Source organism: Desulforhopalus sp. IMCC35007 (genome assembly GCF_005116575.1).
In the GTDB taxonomy this organism is placed as follows: domain Bacteria; phylum Desulfobacterota; class Desulfobulbia; order Desulfobulbales; family Desulfocapsaceae; genus Desulforhopalus_A.
Genome location: NZ_SWCN01000009.1, coordinates 1 through 19,112 on the forward strand (window position 1 = coordinate 1; position 19,112 = coordinate 19,112).

Below are 19,112 nucleotides of genomic sequence, written 5' to 3' on the forward strand. Positions count from 1 at the left end.
AAGCCCACTTCAAGATGAGATATCCCATGGCATTAGCCATCTGAAGGGTCGTGGTAGACCACCACGTTGATAGGTCGGGTGTGGAAGTGTAGTAATACATGGAGCTTACCGATACTAATAACCCGTGTGGCTTATCCATATTTTTTGATTAATGAACTACTGATTATTCTACTATTCAATTGTCGAGCTTTTGAGGTAATGGCCTGGGACTCTCTCCCCTGCCCTTACTGGTAAATCGTTATGGCGACAGCAAGATGATATAACTCCTTGCTGATACCTTCATCTAATAAGATGGGGTTGAGTCATACAACAAGTTTTACGGCGGTCATAGCAAAGAGGATCCACCCGTTCCCATTCCGAACACGGAAGTTAAGCTCTTTAGCGCCGATGGTACTGCACGGGCGACTGTGTGGGAGAGTAGGTCATCGCCGTATCTTTACACCAATCCCCAATCAACTACATTGTTGATTGGGGATTTTTTTTATTCTATTATCGACTGGGATTACACGTAAAACAGTGCAAGGCAGGATGGGTACATATCCCCTTCTCCACCTCAGGCACAACAAGTTTTACGGCGGTCACAGCAAAGAGGATCCAGCCGTTCCCATTCCAAGCACGGCAATTAACTCTCTCGGAGTCTCACTTCGCTTACTTACCTGGCGCCGATGGTACTGCACGGGCGCTGCGCTCAAGAGTAGGTCATCGCCTTATCTTTACACCATCCCCAATCAACTATAAGGTTGATTGGGGATTTTTTGTTTGTATATGCCGACCTTCATTGCATACCTTTTTTTCAGGTGGCATCTAAATGCCAGCCCCGAACCCTATTCGCCGTCAAACTCCATCATGACAAACATCTATAACATCCCACCTCGAAGCAGTACACTTCCAGCTCTTTTCTTTCTTGAAGGTTACAAAATTCAACAATAATGAGGAATTGCACTACTATTTTTTGTATATCTGATATATTTATATTATATATAGGCTAAATTAATAGACTTATGGTCCCTCTTTTCTTCTTCATTATGATCATAATGGTGTACTCATGTCACTTCACAGTAAACAGGACAATACCAAATCCGCTTCAAAAATCCTCTCTGTATCAGAGATAGATAAACTCTCAAGCCAACTCCTTGAACTGGACTTAGAGCTCAATTCAAATATACCAACGACCCTGTGGATTAGTGATCTCCATGGCGAAGGTGATCGGTTTAAATCCATCCTTCGTGGACGATTCGGTATGCTCTACCAGACATGCAAGGAGGCCTTACCAAATACCTTCAGCGAGGAAAAACTACAATATCTCTCAAAAATTATCAGGAAAAAATCATATTTCCCTGACGCTGCTATGAAAATGGACATGCAGGATGTAATCCTCTGTCTCGTTGATATATTAAAATATAAGTTGGCCAACATTCGATTGCACAGTAGTAAAATCTTTCGGCCAGAATTTCGCGATGTGATTAATAGGCTCATGTCAGGACTGCCTGTTCCGGATCCAATTTTCGAAGAAAAAATCATTGCTGATCGCCTCATAGCTCATTTATCTCACACTATTCGTCAGATTCTTCTGGACCGAATACAAGTTCTTGGAGACGTTTTTGACCGTGGAGATCAGCCAGACAAAATATTGCGCATCCTTTCGTCCCATTATTACCGGGACGGTGTTGATTATGTGTTTGGGAACCATGATATCCTCTGGATGGGAGCTGCAGCTGGCTGTAGCTCACTCGTGGCTGAAGCTCTTCGCATTACCTGCCGTTACGATCATTTTATTTTTTTGGAGCGACTGGGGTTTGACACCTCACAACTCGCGAGTTTTGCCGAAAAGACATATCCGGTCGATTTAGTTACCGGAAATTTCAAGGCGAAAACTGACAAGGGACGCTCGATGGAAAAAGCCCTTGCGATTATCCAATTCAAACTTGAAGAACAAACCATCCGCGATTTCCCTCAATATGAGATGTCCAGCAGACTTTGGCTTGACAAGCTGGCGGAAATTTTACGAAGTAAAGATGTTTCTTCTCTAAACGACGCCCATTTCCCAACTCTTGATCTTGATAATCCTGGTAAACTAGCCGATGAGGAGGCGGAGATAATAGCCGACCTCACCGTCCAATTCACCACGAATAGAAAGCTGATGCGGTTACTGCAATTTCTTTTCAGCCGCGGTAAAACCTATCATATTCAAAACAACTTTCTTAATATTCACGCCTTGGTTCCTTCCACTGCTGAAGGTGAATTTGAAGAATTTCTTGGCCGCAAAGGTAAACACCTCCTGGAATATATTCAAGAGACCATTCAACGGGTTGGCCTCAATTACATCGAGGGCAAGCCCCAGAATATCGACGATCAATCTCTATTTTTCTATCTATGGTGTGGTCCCAAATCTCCGTTTTTCGGCAAACATGCAATGAAAACCTTCGAGAGGTATTTTTTAATCGATAAAAAGAGCCACGAAGAGAGAAGTCTGTTCTGGAAAGACAACATGCAGACCGATAAATTTAAAAGAAAAATGCAACAGGAATTCGGTGTGCAACGCGTCATTTTTGGCCATACCCCTGTGGATTATAAAAAAGGTATACAGATGGCAAGTGAAGACGGTGTGGCCATTAACGTTGATGGCGGGTTTGCCGCTGCTTATTATAACAGGGGCCATTCTCTGGTACACACTCCACACCAGCTCTATGGTATCATTTTGCCAACCCCTGAAGAGATCAAAGTAGCCGAAAAAAAACTGGAGTCCGCCCCTCTTGATATCGAGCTGATAGATGAGTTCAGGGAACCGATGAAAATCAAAGATACTATCGCTGGCAAAAAACTCCTTGAAACGCGTAACGAGATCATGTCCAAACTGCGTGAATGCAGTGGTGATCAAAATAGTTTCAATATTTCACACCTTTAAATCTGCAGGTCTCATTTATGAATACTAATTATGGAATGGAAATTGTTAGAGCAACGGAAATTGCCGCTCTTACCGCTGCACGCATCCAGGGACTTGGTAATCATCTTGATATTCTCAACCAAACGCGTAAAGCAATAACCAAAACCCTCAATCGCCTGGAAGTTGAGGGAACAGTTATAAATGACAGATTTCTCAACAGACCTGAGACATTCCAGCTGCCCCCAATTTTGGGCAAAGGAGGTCAAAAAACTGACTTAATGGCTATTGCACTCGAAGCATATAGATCAGCGGCCGATGGCAAAAATAACTCAACCTCTTTTGCGGTTATAGGAAAATCAGGTTGTATACAGTCTGTTCCAAATCTGAATATGTATAAAATAGTGGTCGGTCCTAATGTCGGCCAGGTCATTGATATTAACCAACCACCTATCATCAATGTAAAACGCGTTGCCAGAGCTCTTAAAAAATACACCGAAAATGTTACCGTTTGTATTTTAAATCAAACCCGGCATAAACAGCTCATTCACGAAATCAGAAGCTGTGGCGCAAGGATCAAGCTAATCGATGAAGGAGAGGTTTCCGGCTGCCTATCCGCTATTACTGGGGCGAAAGCTGATATTTATATCGGTTACGGTTATGCTCCGGAAGCAGTTCTCGTTGCCGCAGCAATCAGCTGTCTTGGTGGTTATTTCGAAGGAAAAATCTTCTATGAAAATGATCGAGATAAACAGGCTGCGACAAAACATAACATCACTGATTTCGACAAGATCTTTCGTGTGCAGGATCTCATCAAGAGTAAACAAGTCGCCATCGCCGCAACAGGGATCACCGATGGAGAGTTTCTAGAGGGTGTCAGATTTACTCCAAACGGTGCTATCACCCGCTCGTTTGTCGCCCGTGGCGAAACACACACCTACAGAACCCTGGAGACGCGTCATTTTTTTGACTATAAACCCGTTTTTTAATCTTTCTTTTCTAACAGATACCTACTTTTTATTATTATGCCGATTATTCCACCGAAAAATGCCATCCTTCAAAGAGATAAACAGACCTATGCCATAGTCCCCAGAATTCCTGGAGGATTATTACTTCGCGATCATTTACAATCAATTTCCCGGGTTGTTGATAAATACGACATCCCTATTGTCAAAATAACCTCAGGTCAACGTATAGCCCTCGTTGGCATAGAGGAAAAAGATCTTGATGCTATCTATCGGGATCTTGATATGGACCCGGGTCGTGCAAGTGAACTCTGCCTTCATTATGTGCAATCGTGTCCGGGTACGGAAGTATGTAAATTTGGCATCCAGGATTCTCTGGGATTTGGGATTTTGATAGAAACAACCCTTGCAAATATTGAGCTTCCCGCAAAACTGAAAATAGGTGTATCCGGTTGCCAGTTTTGTTGTGCCGAATCTTTTGTACGAGATATAGGCCTTGTAGGTAAAAAAAATGGCTGGACAGTTATTTTTGGCGGCCACTCTGGAAATCGCCCGAGAATTGGTGACATTATTGGTACTGATCTTGCAAAAGAGGATGCATTAGAGCTTCTTAGAAGATGCATTGATTACTATTGCACCAATGGAAGGAAAAAAGAGAGAGCATCACGTTTTATTGAACGTATTGGTGTTGAGTTGTTTAAACAGGCCGTTATCTGATCGCTCCCTTTCCCGTCTTCGAGCAGCTCTTTATATTCTTGGTACTTGATAGGCCTTCAGTTCCTTCAAGTGCTGAACAAAGGAAACCTTAAAGAGCGGCTCTGTCATTTGGACACATCAACTCCCCACAAAGAAGCGGATCTACAAAAAATACCCAAAAAGGATACGGAACCGGTCTATTCTTTTTTGAACAAAGAACGCTTTACTCCCACAGCCGTTTCAATTGAAAGAAGAAGTGCGAGTAATACGGTCTTTCACGTTGACGACACGCCATTTAGGTCAACTACTCCTGCTGCAACACACTGGTCGGTTGCCTGGTCTGATCTTATGATGACAATGTTCATCCTGTTTCTATCCATGTTCGTCTACCAGATGGCCCATGATGATTTTCTTGGACCTATGAGACAGGAAGTCATTGGAGGCGACACGACAGAAGCACTGCAAAGCTCTGATTCCAGTGGTGCCTCTTTTCCTTTTGCGCCTATCAGCCCCAGCCTGCCACTCATGACCGCAGGAACGATTAAAAAGGTTGAACGTATTCCCGTGGAAGAACTCAAAGAAGATGAATTCCCAGCCTCGTCGGCTTTTCAAAGTCCTGCTGAAACTCAAGAGGATCTGACAGTAAAAGACATACAACTCAACCCAGACATCCCGACCACTATAACAAACAGCATTGCCATTATAGTAGAAAACGGACAGCGAATCCGCCCACCACTAACTCAACAGCCCCTCCCCATTCCATCAGACACAGTTCTGCAACCTCGCCCACTTGTCCCAGAAGAACCAGGCCCTACAGCTGTACAGCCAGCAACTGATCCCATGGGGAATATGTATACCCTGAGCAAGGATGCGCTTACTAAAAATGACCTCAGTAAATTCGCCACCGTCGACCTTATCCCAGACAACACCATGCGCATTATTCTAACAGGAGATCTGCTCTTTTCTCTTGGTAACAGCGAGTTGTCCACGTCCGCTAAGAATTCACTCTATACCCTCGCAACTGTTCTCAAGGATACCCCATATATGATTAATGTCGTTGGACACACAGATAACATACCCATGGCCTCGGGCAGATATCGTAGCAACTGGGAGCTGTCTGTCGCACGTGCGAGTACCGTTGCAAGGTTTCTCATGGATGAAATAAAAATGAATCCAGCTCAGTTTGTCGTAAGCGGTTACGCCTCATACCGACCGGTAGCACCAAACAATTCAGCAGAAAATCGTGCCAGAAACCGACGTGTGGAAATAATCATTTCTAAACGGTTGCCCAAACCTCAACCAGCAACTCCTGAAACCTTAAATTAATCGTTATGAAAAATAAAAATTTCATCGGCTTTATACTCTGCGCGGCCCTCTTTCTGGCCGGCTTCATGCTCCATGGCAATCTCAGTCTTTATTTTAATGTCTCGGGCCTTTTCATTGTGTGCGGAGGTACCGTCTGTGCCTCTCTTATCAGTTTCAGGTTTGAACAGATACAGATTGTCACCAAGGTTCTGCTGGCGGCCTATAAAAAGCCTATAAAAAAAGAAACCGAAATAATAAACATCCTGATTGATCTCTCGATCCGTTCCCGAATAGAGGGAATCCTGTCACTGCAGAATGAGGAAAATGAGACAACAATACTCTTTCTTCGCAGAGCTCTCGGTTGTCTGGTGGATGGCTACTCGATTGATCAGATACGGGATATTCTCAATACAGAAATGTATTTTTTTAAATTACGCAGAGAGGATTCAGAAAGGGTTGTTCGATCTATAGCCGATTATTTTCCAGCATTTGGTATCATGGGGTCGGTGGTAGGACTCATCACAATGTTAGGCGGCATCGGTGATACCTCTGTGATTTTAAAAGCCATCCCCATTGCGCTAACTTCGACTTTGTATGGTCTGCTTTTTGCGAACTTCTTTTTCCTTCCCTTCGCGGCCACCATAAAAGAAAGAACAAATCAAGAGTTATTACTGCAAAAAATAATTCTGGAAGGCGTTATAGCTATAAACTCGGAAATGAACCCGGTTATCCTGAAAACAAAGCTTGAATCTTTTCTCACCCCATCAGAAAGAGCGTCAGAGTTCGTATCCTATACAAAGCTCAAAGATCGCTTTAATATCGCCAAACAAAAAGCAGAGCAACAAACCCTCAAAGATATATAAAAGCGGAAAATGTTTTAATTCTGGTCGGGACCAAAGGAGTTATCCATTCGAACAATCCCTTCAAGCAAGAGGTGGTCAATACGTTCATTAATCAGTATTTCCTCTTTTGAGGGGTATTGATTGGCATAAAAGAAGAACATTCCTTCTTTCCAGTTCAAGGTTTCAAAAAAAGCCTCTCTTGCCTGTATCTGAAGCATTTCAGCCAAATCTTCAAACTTTACAAAGCCTTTTTTAACAAGGATGTCTCCCAGGCGACGCCGCCTACCGTGCTGGGCATGGAATTCCAACCCCTGAGCAAGCTGATGGGCACTGATGACGCCGGACTCTACAAGCATGTCTCCTATTTTTTTCTGGTTAACACTCAAAGCCCCGAATATCAAAATCCCTTTCTGAAAGAAAAAACTTGCGTTGTTGTTGTTTCCGACAACACGCAGTTCTCCAGAGGCTGTCGCATAGTCAAAAAATTGAAAAATATTATTCAATTCAATAACTGCAATATTGCCCTGCAAGGAAACACCGGTTTTATGGCGTGAATCTAATATCATTTGTCAGCTGAATTTCTGAAAACACATTTCATGGCTTTAAGATATTGAATTTCCAATATCCACCATTACATAATCGATTCAATCAGATGGAGAACATCTTACTATAGTACGAGCGTAAACAAAACGGAAGGAAATAACATGGAAAGACAACAAATACAATATCAAGAGTCAGAAAACAGCAAAAAGTCATTTGCATACGGCTTTTTTTCGGTAGATTTTATCTCAAATCACCAGCAATCCAAAATACAAATAAACAATGTAAAATCTTATTTCCTCCCAACTTTTTGTGCATCTGGAAGATAATCAGAAGATTCCAACAAATATGAAAAAACTGAAACAACTTACTGTTTTTACAACTTAAAATTGACCAATTTACTTCATTTGAAAATGAAGTGCAAAATCCTCTCTTCTATGCTATTACTCCATGATCTTGAGATTTATTCCTAACCCAACATTTGTTTATTCCAGCCGTGGATACCATAAAGTGAAGCCATCGATATTGTACATATTGCTCCTATCTCTTTGTCTTTTCTTCTCTTCCTGTGCTCAGGTTTCACTCAAAAACTTCGAGGAACAGGGACAACTTCCCCTTGATAACAATCAGTTACAAGCTCAGTTCAATGGAAAACACATCCACCTCGAATCCATCTACCTGGATGCCACTGTTCACTTTCAAGGAAATAACAAACTCCAGGCTACTGATTATCTTGGTAACACAGAGAAGGGAAAATGGACATTGGTGGATAAAAATCTGTTATGCATTGAATTTGATACCTGGTATTACGGTGACAAAAACTGTTACAGGGTTATAGAAGATAACGGTTCGTTACATTTTTTTACTCGTAACGGAGCACCAAGCTACAAAGGAACACTGGTAAATGTAGATAGTGCAAACGATAGCATCGATCATGCAAAAGATGTAGAAAAAAGCGTAAATGACACTTCAGCGCAAGGTTCAGCTTACGCCGTAATGAACACCTCAAAATCTCTACCTGAAGACAACGAAACAACCAAACAACGTTTCACCCGTCTCGCTCAAAATTGTCCGGATTGCAATTTCAGCGGGGTTGATCTCAGCAACGCCCAGCTCAGCCACGCCAACCTTGCGGGGGCCAATCTCTCAGGCGCTGACCTGACCAATGCAAACCTGAGACAGGCAAACCTTCAAGGTGCAAATCTTTCCAATGCCCAACTCATTCGCGCCAACCTGGCCGGGGCCAATCTCAGTTTGGCCGATCTCTCCAATTCAGACCTCAGGGGAAGTAATCTCATTCGCGCCAATGTCACCAATGCAGTGTTTAAGGATACAAATTTAACCGGGGCCCACCTCGAAAGCATACAAGGAAAGATTCAATAATATGAGTGCAGGATTTACCCATCTCCACGTCCATTCCCAGTACAGTCTTCTCGACGGTGCCATTCGCATCGCAGACCTTCTTGACAAATGTAAAGAATACGGAATGGAGAGTGTTGCCATTACCGATCATGGTGCAATGTTCGGTGCCCTTGAGTTCTATGCAAAAGCCAAAAAAGCCGGGATAAAACCCATCATCGGATGTGAACTCTATATAGCTCCTGGCGACAGAAGGGTTAAAAAAGTAGTTGATGGCAACATTGCCTACCATATTGTTTTGCTGGCCATGAACCATACCGGCTATAAAAATTTGATGAAACTTGCGTCCATCGCTCAGTTCGAAGGTTTTTATTACAAGCCAAGAATCGATATGGAGGTTCTCAAAGAACATAACGAGGGTGTCATTGCCCTCACCGCCTGTCTCCATGGGCAAGTACCATATCTGATTCATAAAAATGATATGGGTGCGGCAAGGAAAAAAGCCAGGGAACTCTATGATATCTTTGGAGACAGGCTCTATTTTGAACTGCAGGAAAACGGCATCCCTGACCAGCAGATAGTCAACGATGGTCTCAAAAAACTTGGGGCTGAAATGGGCGTCAAGGTTGTTGCCACCAATGACTGCCACTACCTCAACCGGGAAGAGGCCCACGCCCATGAGCTGCTGCTCTGTATTCAGACCGGAAAAACCATCAATGACCCCAAAAGATTTCGCTTCACAACCGATGAATTCTATTTTAAATCTCCGGAGGTTATGCGCAAAAGCTTTGCCCATTGCCCGGAGTCGATTGCGACAACCCAGGAAATAGCCGATCGGTGCAATCTTGAAATAAACTTTGGTGACTATTATTTCCCGAATTTCCCGGTTGCACCGGGTAAAACGCTCGATTCAATGTTTACAGATGCCTGCTGGAACGGTCTTAAAATCCGTTTCGATCAGATGCGCGAAGCGGGTACCTTTAATGAAGAGGTGGAAAAGATCTACACAGAAAGGCTGGCAATGGAGATTGATGTCATCTCCACTATGGGGTTCCCCGCCTATTTTCTCATCGTCGCCGACTTCATTAACTGGGCAAAAGACCATGCAATTCCTGTAGGGCCTGGACGTGGTTCCGGTGCGGGAAGTCTCGCCGCCTTTGCCATGTCCATTACCAATATCGATCCTATTCCATACGGTCTTATTTTTGAACGTTTTCTCAATATTGAACGGAAATCGATGCCGGATTTTGATATTGACTTTTGCCAAGAAAGGCGTGGCGAAGTAATTGAATATGTTCGACAAAAGTACGGCGGAGCAGAATACGTCGCCCAGATCGTCACTTACGGTTCCATGAAGGCCAGAGGAGTTATCCGCGATGTGGGCCGTGCCCTTGATATTCCCTTTGGCGATGTGGATAAGGTTGCCAAGCTGATTCCTGATCAGCTGAAAATGACAATAAAAAAGGCCCTCGCTGAAGAACCCAAGCTCCAGGAAGCAGCCGACAGCGACCCTCGCATTGAAGAACTGCTCTCCGTTTCCAAAACCTTGGAGGGACTGGCTCGACACACCTCAACCCATGCGGCGGGTGTTGTCGTCTCCCCCACTCCAATGACCGATTACCTCCCTACCTGCCGGGGCAGTAACGAGGAAACCCTCACCCAGTATGACATGAAGCATACGGAGATGACGGGCCTTATAAAATTTGACTTTCTTGGTCTGAAAACGCTTACGGTAATAGATAAAGCGGTCAAACATATCAAGATTGACAATGGTTTCGATCTCAATATCGACACCATTCCAATGGATGACCCCAAAACATTTGAACTGCTCTGCAGCGGTGATGCCCAGGGAGTGTTCCAGCTTGAAAGTTCTGGCATGAGGGAACTTCTGGTGAAACTTGCACCGGAACAGTTCAGTGATCTGATCGCTCTGGTGGCACTTTATAGACCTGGACCTCTTGACTCTGGCATGGTTGATGACTTTGTTGAAACCAAACATGGACGAAAAGAAGCCGACTACCCTCTTCCTGATATCAAATTCGTACTTGAAGAGACCTACGGAGTGATTGTCTACCAGGAACAGGTTATGAAAATAGCCAATATCCTTGCAAGTTATTCTCTCGGGGATGCAGACATACTTCGCCGTGCCATGGGTAAGAAAATTGCCGAGGTCATGGAGGAAGAAAAGGTCAAGTTCATGGCAGGAGCCATCAAAAATGGCTACCCCGCAGACAAGGCTGAATATATTTTCGACCTCATGGCAAAATTTGCCGGATACGGTTTCAACAAATCCCACTCGGCAGCCTATGCCCTCGTCTCCTACCAGACGGCTTATCTTAAAGCCCACTATATGCCGCAGTTCATGACCGCACTTCTTTCCTGCGATATGAACAACACGGACAAGGTTGTCTTATACATAAACGAGTGCAGCGAACATGATATAGAGGTTCTACCACCTGATATCAATGAATCCGTAAAGGATTTCAGCGTTAAGGATAACCGGATCAGGTTCGGCCTTGCTGCTGTTAAAAATGTGGGTGAAAACGCCCTTGATTCGATTGTCGAAGAGAGAAATAAAAACGGAAAATTCACATCTATCAGCGATTTCTGTAACCGTGTGGACTCACGCAAAGTCAACAGCCGTGTTATTGAAAGTCTCATTAAATCAGGATCATTTGACTCCTTAGGTTATAACAGGGCGCAGTACATGGCCGTCCTTGACCAGGCCATGGAACAGGCCAAAGCGGTTCAAAGAGACCTGCAAAGTGGACAGATGTCACTTTTTGGCGTGGTGCCGGAGACTCAGAATAAAACAGAACTGTCCCATATCCCCATGCCGGACATTCCCGAGTGGGACGAGCGGAAGAAGCTTGTACTGGAAAAAGAAACTGTGGGTTTTTATATCACAGGCCACCCTCTCAATGATGCCATCCAGGAGATAAATACGATCATAGATTGTCAAATTCAGGACCTTATTGAGTGGGGCGACGACCAGCCCGTTCGTATTGGAGGTCTTATCCGTTCCTGTAAAAAGCTCAAGAGTAAACGCGGAGATCCAATGGCCTTTCTCGCCCTTGAAGATCTGTTTGAGGCTGTAGAAGTTGTTGTTTTTCCAAACACCTATGCGGAATGCGAAGAACTCCTCTCTTCAACGGACCCCCTCATCATTCAGGGAACTGTACAAAAGGATGACCGAGGTCCAAAAATCATTGCTGAATCCATTGATTCTCTGCAAGATGCCCGCGAAAAATACACCGAAGCGGCCCGGATCAAGTTGAACTCAGAAAAACTCTCCCGTCAGCAACTGGAAAAGGTAAAAAAGACTCTTTACCAGTATCATGGTTCATGTCCGGTGCGTCTCACCCTTCATTTTTCGGGCCGTGGTGAGGTTGATATAGATGTCTTAAAAGATCTCACCATTAGACCCTGCCGGGCCCTGACGGACACAATGGAGGAGATCCTTGACTACAAGGCGATCAGCTTTTCCAAAAAACCGCTTATGATCAAGCCAAGAAAAAAACGCTGGGAAAATCAGGCAAAAAGTAATTAATAAGGATGTGAACGTACCCAGAAAAACTGGGTACGTTCATGGTCAGAGAACTTTACAGGCAAGGCCCATTGCGGGGCTGTCAGGAAAAACAGAGTCCACAGTCGGGACAGGCTCCAACCGTTGGGGAAAATCTGCAACCACAGGCAGGGCAGACGGTCTCCTTTGCCTGCTCGTCGAAAACCACGTCTGCATGTTTTAAATCAGTGATATTAAGAGCCGTGCTTTTGACAAAATCACGGGCAAGAACCTCTGTCGCAACATCTATATCTGCAGTTTTGACCTGAAGATACATTTCAGGACCACAACATCCTTTACCACAACTTGCCTCATCACCTGCAAGAATTGATGGAATCCTTTCAGCAGCAAGAACTTTCTGCAGCATTTTCATATCTTTAAGAGGGCCTTTACGTAGAGAGACAAGCTCGTCACCAGGTAAAAGCTCCATACTGCGCATGTTCTGAGAACTATTTTGTATCTGCAACTGCTCAATTTTCTCGACACCGCTTATAAGCTGCACATTACAACTCGGACATGTGTTAATATCACGACGGTATTCCACTTCACACCCCGGACAGTAGTTCAAATCCGGGTCTATGTCGCAAACAAACTCTGCATTACGTTCTTCGGTTTTTTCCTGACCCTTTTTTCCAAAAAACTTTAAAAACATACTGCTCTCCACTGATAAAAGTTTACAGGATATACCTGCTCAGGTCATGATCTTGAACTATTGCAGACAGTTGTTCCCGCACATATTCAGCCGTTACGACAAACGTCTCACCATCGCGCTCAGAGGCATCAAAAGACAGATTGTCGAGCATTTTCTCCAGAACCGTGTGTAACCTTCTTGCGCCGATCTCTTCCGTTTTCTCATTGACCTCAACCGCGATCGCCGCTAATTCCTCAATGGCTTCAGCTTCAAATTCAAGCTCAACACCTTCAGTCTTCATAAGGGCTATATACTGCTTGACCAGGGCATTTTCCGGTTCGGTCAGGATACGGACAAATTCGTCTTTTCCTAGGGGATGTAATTCAACACGGATAGGAAACCGTCCCTGCAATTCCGGTATAAGATCCGATGGCTTACAAAGATGAAAAGCACCACTTGCGATAAAAAGAATATGATCAGTTTTCACCATTCCATGCTTGGTATTTACCGTTGCACCTTCGACTATGGGCAGCAGGTCTCGTTGAACACCCTCCCTTGAAACCTCCGGGCCATGGCCGCCACCACCCTTGGAGGCGATTTTATCAATTTCATCGAGAAAGATTATTCCGGACTGCTCTGTTCTTTTTAAAGCTTCCTGAACCACCTTGTCATGATCAATCAGTTTTTCCGTCTCTTCCTTGATGACCGCTTCTTTAGCCTCCTTCATCTTCATCTTTCTGGCTTTTTTCTTTTTGGGAAAAAGCTTTCCAAAAGCATCCTGAATGTTGGATTGCATATCTTCCAGTCCCGAGGTGGTCATAATCTCCACCATTGGGGTAGATTTTGTATCACTGACCTCTACTTCGACTTCGCGGTCATCGAGTTTGCCGTCCCGAAGCATTTGTCGGAATTTTTCTCTGGTACTGTTTTCTGGTTTGTCACTGTGTACCACAGGAACGTCTGGGTTGTTAATAGTAAAAGAAGTTGCCCCTTCCGGCCCAACTGCACCAACACGACCAGGGGTGGGAGGTAGCAGAATATCGAGGATTTTATCCTCAGCGTTGGCCTCAGCGACACCTTTGATCCGTTGTTCTTCTTCTTTTTTCACCATATTAATGGCCAGATCCACAAGGTCTCTCACCATTGACTCTACATCGCGCCCCACATAACCGACTTCCGTATACTTAGAGGCCTCCACCTTAATAAACGGCGACTGAGCCAGTGAAGCCAGACGCCTGGCTATCTCGGTTTTACCAACGCCCGTGGGACCTATCATAATAATATTTTTAGGCGCAATTTCTTCTCGTAAGGGTGATGGTACCTGCTTTCTTCTCCAGCGGTTTCTCAGCGCAATGGCCACAGACCGTTTTGCATCCGCCTGCCCTACTATATATTTATCCAGTTCGGCAAGTGTCTCTTTAGGTGTATAAGACTGATTTGACATTATAATTTCTCAACTATGATAGAATTGTTGGTAAACACACAGATATTACCGGCAATATGAAGAGCTGCGGAACAAATCTCCTCTGCACTGAGATCGCTATGCTGGACAAGGGCAAGCGCCGCTGCCTGGGCATAGGGACCACCGGAACCGATAGCGAGGATTCCTTCATCACCTTCTATCACATCGCCTGTTCCTGAGAGCAGTAATGAGTGGTCCTTATCCACTGCAATAAGCATCGCTTCAAGTTTTCTCAGGTATTTGTCCGTGCGCCATTCTTTTGCCAGTTCGACGGAAGCACGTAAAAGATTACCTTTGTATTGTTCAAGCTTTTGCTCCAACTTATCAAACAGGGTAAAGGCATCAGCCGTAGCTCCTGCAAAACCTGTAACAACCTGATCATTGTATAGTCTTCGGACCTTGCGGGCATTATGCTTCATGACCGTATTGCCAAGGGAGACCTGCCCATCACCAGCCAGGGCAACCTCCCCCTTGTGTCGGACTGCCAGAATAGTTGTGGATCGTATTTTCATGCGGACTCTATTAAAAAATCTTTATCTTACGAGAGACGATTTGCCTCCCACCAAAATCACGTCTTATTTTGTGCCAGCGGATGCGCCTTATCATACACATCAGAAATGTGGTCCAGGGTCAGGTGGGTGTAACGCTGGGTGGTTGACAGGCTCGCATGTCCAAGTAATTCCTGCACAGATCTGAGATCTGCACCCATCTCAAGAAGATGGGTTGCAAAAGAGTGCCGCAAAGCATGAGGAGTAACCATCTGCAATATTCCAGCCCTTTCACCATAAGCCTTCACCATCCGTTCAACGCTTCGAACGGACAGACGCCCCCCTCTACCATTGAGAAAAAGGGCCCCTTTTTCAACAGTCCTCCCCCGACCTGCGCGCAGTTCTATGAGTTGATTGCGCTGAGCCAGCCAGTTTTTTACCGCTTCAAGTGCTGGCGCTCCAACCGGAACCAGCCTTTCCTTATCACCTTTGCCCCGTACCGTAAGCATTTCCTCTTTGAAATCAAGATCAGCAAGGTCTCTTGAAACCAGTTCAGATACCCGGATTCCAGTTGAATAGAGGAGCTCTAAAATCGCTCTATCCCGAGTCATATAGGTATCAGAAGCTGCCGGAGCTTCCAGCAGGGCAAAGGTCTCATCTACTGTGAGAAAAACAGGAATAAACCTCCCCAATTTCGGCCCGATTATGCCTGTCACAGGATCAACCTCAATCCGTTTTTCTCTTTGGGCAAAACGAAAAAAAGTCCGCAGGGCCGACAACTTTCTCGCAACGGTGGCGCCACTATTGCGACCGTGAAGACTAACAACGAATCTTCGTATTTCCAGAGCAGAAACGCAATCAACCCGGCTGTCTTTTTTCAGGGTTGAATAAAATTCTAAAATATCCCTCTTATAACCACTTACAGTGTGGCTGGAATATCCCTTTTCGACCTCCAGCCACCTTGTAAAAATCTCAATAGTTTTTATCATTTGATTTCGTTTTAATTTGTTTTACAAGAACACCAATTCTTCATTGTAAGGTCAAAAGCAGCTGGTTTATTTCTTTTCCACTCGACTTCTTGCCGCTTACATAATATATACCAAGGTGTTTTTCTATTGCTGATACACTATTCAGGTTGTCCGATGTTAGCCACTATTATCCCGAATAACTTTCACCGACAACCTTCTTTTGGTACGGAACAATCGTAAATTATGGCAAAAAAATCGTTTGAAACAGCGCTCACCCGACTGGAAAAAATCACCGAAGAATTAGAGGACGGGGAATTGAGTCTAGAAAACAGCCTGAAGAAATTTGAAGAGGGTATTCAACTCGCTGAGTTTTGCTCTGAACAACTCTCTGAAGCCAAGGCAAAGGTTGAATTACTGCTGGAAAAAGACGGAAAAATAGAAACCTTCCCTTTTGGCGAGCAAGACAGTGGATATAAAGATTTATCTGAATGATAAAAAGCAGTTCGTTGAAGATGGCCTGAAACGTTTTATGCTGGAGGCCAACGGGCCTTTTGTCCAACATATAGAGGCCATGCGCTACAGCCTTTTTGCCGGAGGCAAGCGTGTGCGACCAATTCTCTGCCTTGCTGCGGCAGAGGCCATCTGCAAGTCCAAGGATCAGGCAGAGGCTCTTCTGCCTGTTGCCTGCGCCCTGGAGTGTATACACACCTACTCGCTTATCCATGATGATCTTCCTGCAATGGATGATGATGAACTGCGCAGGGGGAAGCCCACAAATCATGTGATCTATGGCGAAGGTCAGGCGATTCTGGCAGGCGATGGCCTTCTGACATGGGCTTTTGATCTCATCACTGATCAGCGATACAACACACTCTCGGCTGAGCAACGCCTCGCAATAGTACAAACAGTTGCCCGAGCTGCAGGTCCCTTAGGAATGGTGGGCGGTCAAAGCCTTGACATTGCAAGCGAAAACACTGATTTTCCATTTAGCACCCTGCAAACCATTCACAAAAGTAAAACAGGAGCTCTGATCACCTGCTCGGTGCAGGCTGGAGCTATCGGTGCTGGTGGAAGTGAGAGAGAAATTGCAGCACTTGTGGAATATGGCAACCAGATCGGACTTGCCTTTCAGATTGTCGACGATCTGTTAAACGCCACCTCAACCACAACAGAACTGGGCAAGGCAGCAGGCTCGGATAACAGCCGGGGTAAAGCAACGTATCCTGCATTTTTTGGCATTGAAGAGACTCGGCAAAAAGCCAAAAAGGCAGTAACGAATGCAATAAAAGCACTAAAAGATTTCGACCAGAAAGCAGACTCACTTCGAGCTCTTGCTGAATACATATATACCAGAAGTAATTAGTCAACTCTGGTTTGACCCCGGTCAAACCAGCAGCTGGATCAACCATTACTTCTTGAATGAATCGCTAAATGGGCGTTATGTCAATACCACAACCAGAAACACCAACCACCTTACTGGAGCAGATACAAAGTCCTGATGATATCAGGAATCTGTCAATAAAAGACCTCACGTTACTCGCGCAGGATATTCGGGATACCATTGTCCAGACTGTCGCTCGAACGGGCGGCCATCTAGCGCCAAGCCTTGGTGTCGTTGAACTGACCCTTGCGATTCACTATGTTTTCGACACCCCAAATGACAAACTCATCTGGGATGTCGGCCACCAGTCCTATGCCCACAAACTGATCACAGGCAGGCAGAATCAATTTGCCACTCTCAGACAATATAAGGGTATGAGTGGCTTTCCTAAGTTTAAAGAATCAAAATATGATGCCTTTGAGACCGGCCACAGCTCAACGTCCATCTCTGCTGCAACAGGTATTACTCTTGGGAAAATACTCAAAAAAGATCCCCATAAGGCCATCGCTGTCATTGGAGATGGCTCTATGACTGCAGGACTGGCTTTTGAAGCACTCAACCACGCAGGGCACCTGGATAAAGACCTCGTTGTCATACTCAACGACAATGAGATGTCTATCTCACCCAACGTTGGTGCAATGTCGAGTTTTCTCAGTAGAAAACTGACAGGAAAGACCATGAGCCGGGTTAAGAACCATCTTGTGGAAAAACTTGGCATTTCTGACGTGGGAGAAAATATTTTGAATATTCTTCGTAAAAGCGAGGAATCTTTTAAAAGCTTTTTCACACCAGGAATGCTGTTTGAGGCCTTTAAGTTTAACTATCTCGGACCAATAGACGGTCACAATCTCGAAGACCTCATCGAAACCCTCGAAACTGTTCGCGACACATCCCAGGGCCCCATGCTGGTCCATGTGCTCACCAAAAAGGGCAAAGGTTATGAACCTGCGGAAAAAAACCCTGATATCTTCCATGGTATTGGGCCATTTGATATCGTAAGTGGCACGCCCCATAGCAGCAAAGGTCCTCTGACCTATACAAAGGTATTCGGAGAGACTCTCACAAGCCTTGCCCGAAAAGACCAACGAATTGTGGCCATCTCTGCGGCTATGGTTTCCGGTACAGGTCTTGCCAGTTTTTCCAAGGAATTTCCAGATCGTTTTTTTGATGTAGGCATTGCAGAGCAACATGCGGTAACCTTTGCGGCGGGTCTGGCCTCAGAGGGATTACGTCCTGTTGTGGCGATCTACTCCACTTTTTTTCAAAGGGCACTCGATCAGATCATCCACGACATCTGTATCCCTAAACTCCCTGTAACCCTTGCAATAGATAGGGCTGGTGTTGTTGGTGACGATGGTCCCACCCACCATGGTACTTTCGATATTGCCTTTCTCCGATTTATTCCCAATATGGTGATCATGGCCCCTAAAGATGAAGAGGAGTTACAACATATGCTCCACACATCTATTGCCTATAACGGACCTTCTGCAATCCGTTATCCAAGAGGTGCTGGCGAAGACAGCGTCCTCACCGATACCGACAAACTGGAGCTTATTCCCATTGGTGAAGGTGAGTTGCTCATAGAAGGCGACGATGTTCTGCTCCTTCCTGTCGGTAACCGGGTCTACTCTGCTATGGCAGCAGCGGAAGAATTAAAGAAAGAAGGGATTGGTGCGGCTGTCATTAATCCCCGCTTTATCAAACCACTGGATGAGAAGCTCATCGAAAACTGGGCGCGACACACCGGCAATGTCGTTACAATAGAAGACAACAGTAAACTCAGTGGCTTTGGAAGTTCCATCCTGGAAATGTTCAGCAGCAAGGGTCTCTTTGATGTCCGCACAAAAATCCTGGGTCACCCGGATAGCTTTGTGGAACATGGTCCACAAAAAACCTTGTGGAAAAATAGTGGGATTAATACAGCAGCGATCATCCTCGCCGCAAAAACGCTCTTAGGAAAAGAATAGACACATCAGTTCGCCTGGCACAACAATCAGGCAATAACAAAAAAGAGGGATTTCGCAAAGCG

General features: G+C 44.9%; 15 protein-coding genes and 2 rRNA genes. 12 read left to right on the forward strand and 5 right to left on the reverse strand.

Annotated elements, in window-relative coordinates:
* The 7 genes from FCL48_RS10895 to FCL48_RS10925 form a co-directional block, all read left to right on the forward strand.
* Nucleotides 1-139, forward strand: a 23S ribosomal RNA gene (locus tag FCL48_RS10895); the annotation flags it as partial.
* Between the two features lie 178 nt (nucleotides 140-317).
* A 5S ribosomal RNA gene (rrf, locus tag FCL48_RS10900) occupies nucleotides 318-434 on the forward strand.
* A gap of 611 nt (nucleotides 435-1,045) precedes the next feature.
* Nucleotides 1,046-2,905 (forward strand): fructose-bisphosphatase class III, encoded by a 1,860-nt coding sequence (locus tag FCL48_RS10905; protein WP_136872317.1) that lies wholly within the window; start codon nucleotides 1,046-1,048, stop codon nucleotides 2,903-2,905.
* A gap of 17 nt (nucleotides 2,906-2,922) precedes the next feature.
* Nucleotides 2,923-3,870, forward strand: coding sequence for a fructose-bisphosphatase class II family protein (locus FCL48_RS10910; RefSeq protein ID WP_136872318.1), 948 nt, complete (start codon nucleotides 2,923-2,925; stop codon nucleotides 3,868-3,870).
* Nucleotides 3,871-3,906: 36 nt separating this feature from the next.
* Nucleotides 3,907-4,563: an NAD(P)/FAD-dependent oxidoreductase gene (locus tag FCL48_RS10915; protein WP_136872319.1), complete on the forward strand. Its 657-nt coding sequence runs from the start codon at nucleotides 3,907-3,909 to the stop codon at nucleotides 4,561-4,563.
* 108 nt (nucleotides 4,564-4,671) lie between these two features.
* Nucleotides 4,672-5,868 carry an OmpA family protein gene (locus FCL48_RS10920; RefSeq protein WP_136872320.1) on the forward strand — a complete coding sequence of 399 codons (1,197 nt, stop codon included), beginning with the start codon at nucleotides 4,672-4,674 and terminating at the stop codon, nucleotides 5,866-5,868.
* Nucleotides 5,869-5,873: 5 nt separating this feature from the next.
* A complete protein-coding gene (locus FCL48_RS10925; protein ID WP_136872321.1) occupies nucleotides 5,874-6,710 on the forward strand; it encodes a motility protein A in 837 nt (278 codons plus the stop codon).
* A gap of 14 nt (nucleotides 6,711-6,724) precedes the next feature.
* Here FCL48_RS10925 and FCL48_RS10930 read toward each other — a convergent pair whose 3' ends face one another.
* Nucleotides 6,725-7,255: a DUF4388 domain-containing protein gene (locus tag FCL48_RS10930; protein WP_136872322.1), complete on the reverse strand. Its 531-nt coding sequence runs from the start codon at nucleotides 7,253-7,255 to the stop codon at nucleotides 6,725-6,727.
* A gap of 484 nt (nucleotides 7,256-7,739) precedes the next feature.
* Between FCL48_RS10930 and FCL48_RS10935 the strand changes: the two genes are divergently transcribed.
* Together FCL48_RS10935 and dnaE are read left to right on the forward strand one after the other, a co-directional pair.
* Nucleotides 7,740-8,612 carry a pentapeptide repeat-containing protein gene (locus FCL48_RS10935; RefSeq protein WP_205747699.1) on the forward strand — a complete coding sequence of 291 codons (873 nt, stop codon included), beginning with the start codon at nucleotides 7,740-7,742 and terminating at the stop codon, nucleotides 8,610-8,612.
* 1 nt (nucleotide 8,613) lies between these two features.
* Nucleotides 8,614-12,138: a DNA polymerase III subunit alpha gene (dnaE, locus tag FCL48_RS10940; protein WP_136872324.1), complete on the forward strand. Its 3,525-nt coding sequence runs from the start codon at nucleotides 8,614-8,616 to the stop codon at nucleotides 12,136-12,138.
* Between the two features lie 79 nt (nucleotides 12,139-12,217).
* Here the strand turns inward: dnaE and FCL48_RS10945 are convergent, their stop codons facing one another.
* The 4 genes from FCL48_RS10945 to xerA are packed head-to-tail and all read right to left on the reverse strand — an operon-like array spanning nucleotide 12,218 to nucleotide 15,723.
* Nucleotides 12,218-12,805 (reverse strand): hypothetical protein, encoded by a 588-nt coding sequence (locus FCL48_RS10945; RefSeq protein WP_136872325.1) that lies wholly within the window; start codon nucleotides 12,803-12,805, stop codon nucleotides 12,218-12,220.
* A 22-nt stretch (nucleotides 12,806-12,827) separates the two neighbouring features.
* Nucleotides 12,828-14,228, reverse strand: a complete 1,401-nt coding sequence (hslU, locus tag FCL48_RS10950; protein WP_136872326.1) for an ATP-dependent protease ATPase subunit HslU — start codon at nucleotides 14,226-14,228, stop codon at nucleotides 12,828-12,830.
* Nucleotides 14,228-14,758, reverse strand: a complete 531-nt coding sequence (gene hslV / locus FCL48_RS10955) for an ATP-dependent protease subunit HslV (protein ID WP_169309185.1) — start codon at nucleotides 14,756-14,758, stop codon at nucleotides 14,228-14,230. The genes hslU and hslV overlap by 1 nt, the downstream gene beginning before the upstream one ends.
* Nucleotides 14,759-14,814: 56 nt before the next feature.
* The gene (xerA, locus tag FCL48_RS10960; RefSeq protein ID WP_136872327.1) at nucleotides 14,815-15,723 is read right to left on the reverse strand and encodes a site-specific tyrosine recombinase/integron integrase; all 909 of its coding nucleotides are present in this window, start codon (nucleotides 15,721-15,723) and stop codon (nucleotides 14,815-14,817) included.
* A gap of 222 nt (nucleotides 15,724-15,945) precedes the next feature.
* Between xerA and FCL48_RS10965 the strand changes: the two genes are divergently transcribed.
* The 3 genes from FCL48_RS10965 (at nucleotide 15,946) to dxs (ending at nucleotide 19,050) form a co-directional block, all read left to right on the forward strand.
* On the forward strand, nucleotides 15,946-16,194 hold the full coding sequence (locus tag FCL48_RS10965) for an exodeoxyribonuclease VII small subunit (RefSeq protein ID WP_136872328.1): 249 nt from the start codon (nucleotides 15,946-15,948) through the stop codon (nucleotides 16,192-16,194).
* Nucleotides 16,169-17,065, forward strand: coding sequence for a polyprenyl synthetase family protein (locus FCL48_RS10970; RefSeq protein ID WP_136872329.1), 897 nt, complete (start codon nucleotides 16,169-16,171; stop codon nucleotides 17,063-17,065). The genes FCL48_RS10965 and FCL48_RS10970 overlap by 26 nt, the downstream gene beginning before the upstream one ends.
* Before the next feature lie 77 nt (nucleotides 17,066-17,142).
* Complete coding sequence (gene dxs / locus FCL48_RS10975) at nucleotides 17,143-19,050, forward strand: 1-deoxy-D-xylulose-5-phosphate synthase (RefSeq protein ID WP_305791017.1); 1,908 nt, start codon at nucleotides 17,143-17,145, stop codon at nucleotides 19,048-19,050.
* Nucleotides 19,051-19,112: the final 62 nt, after the last annotated feature.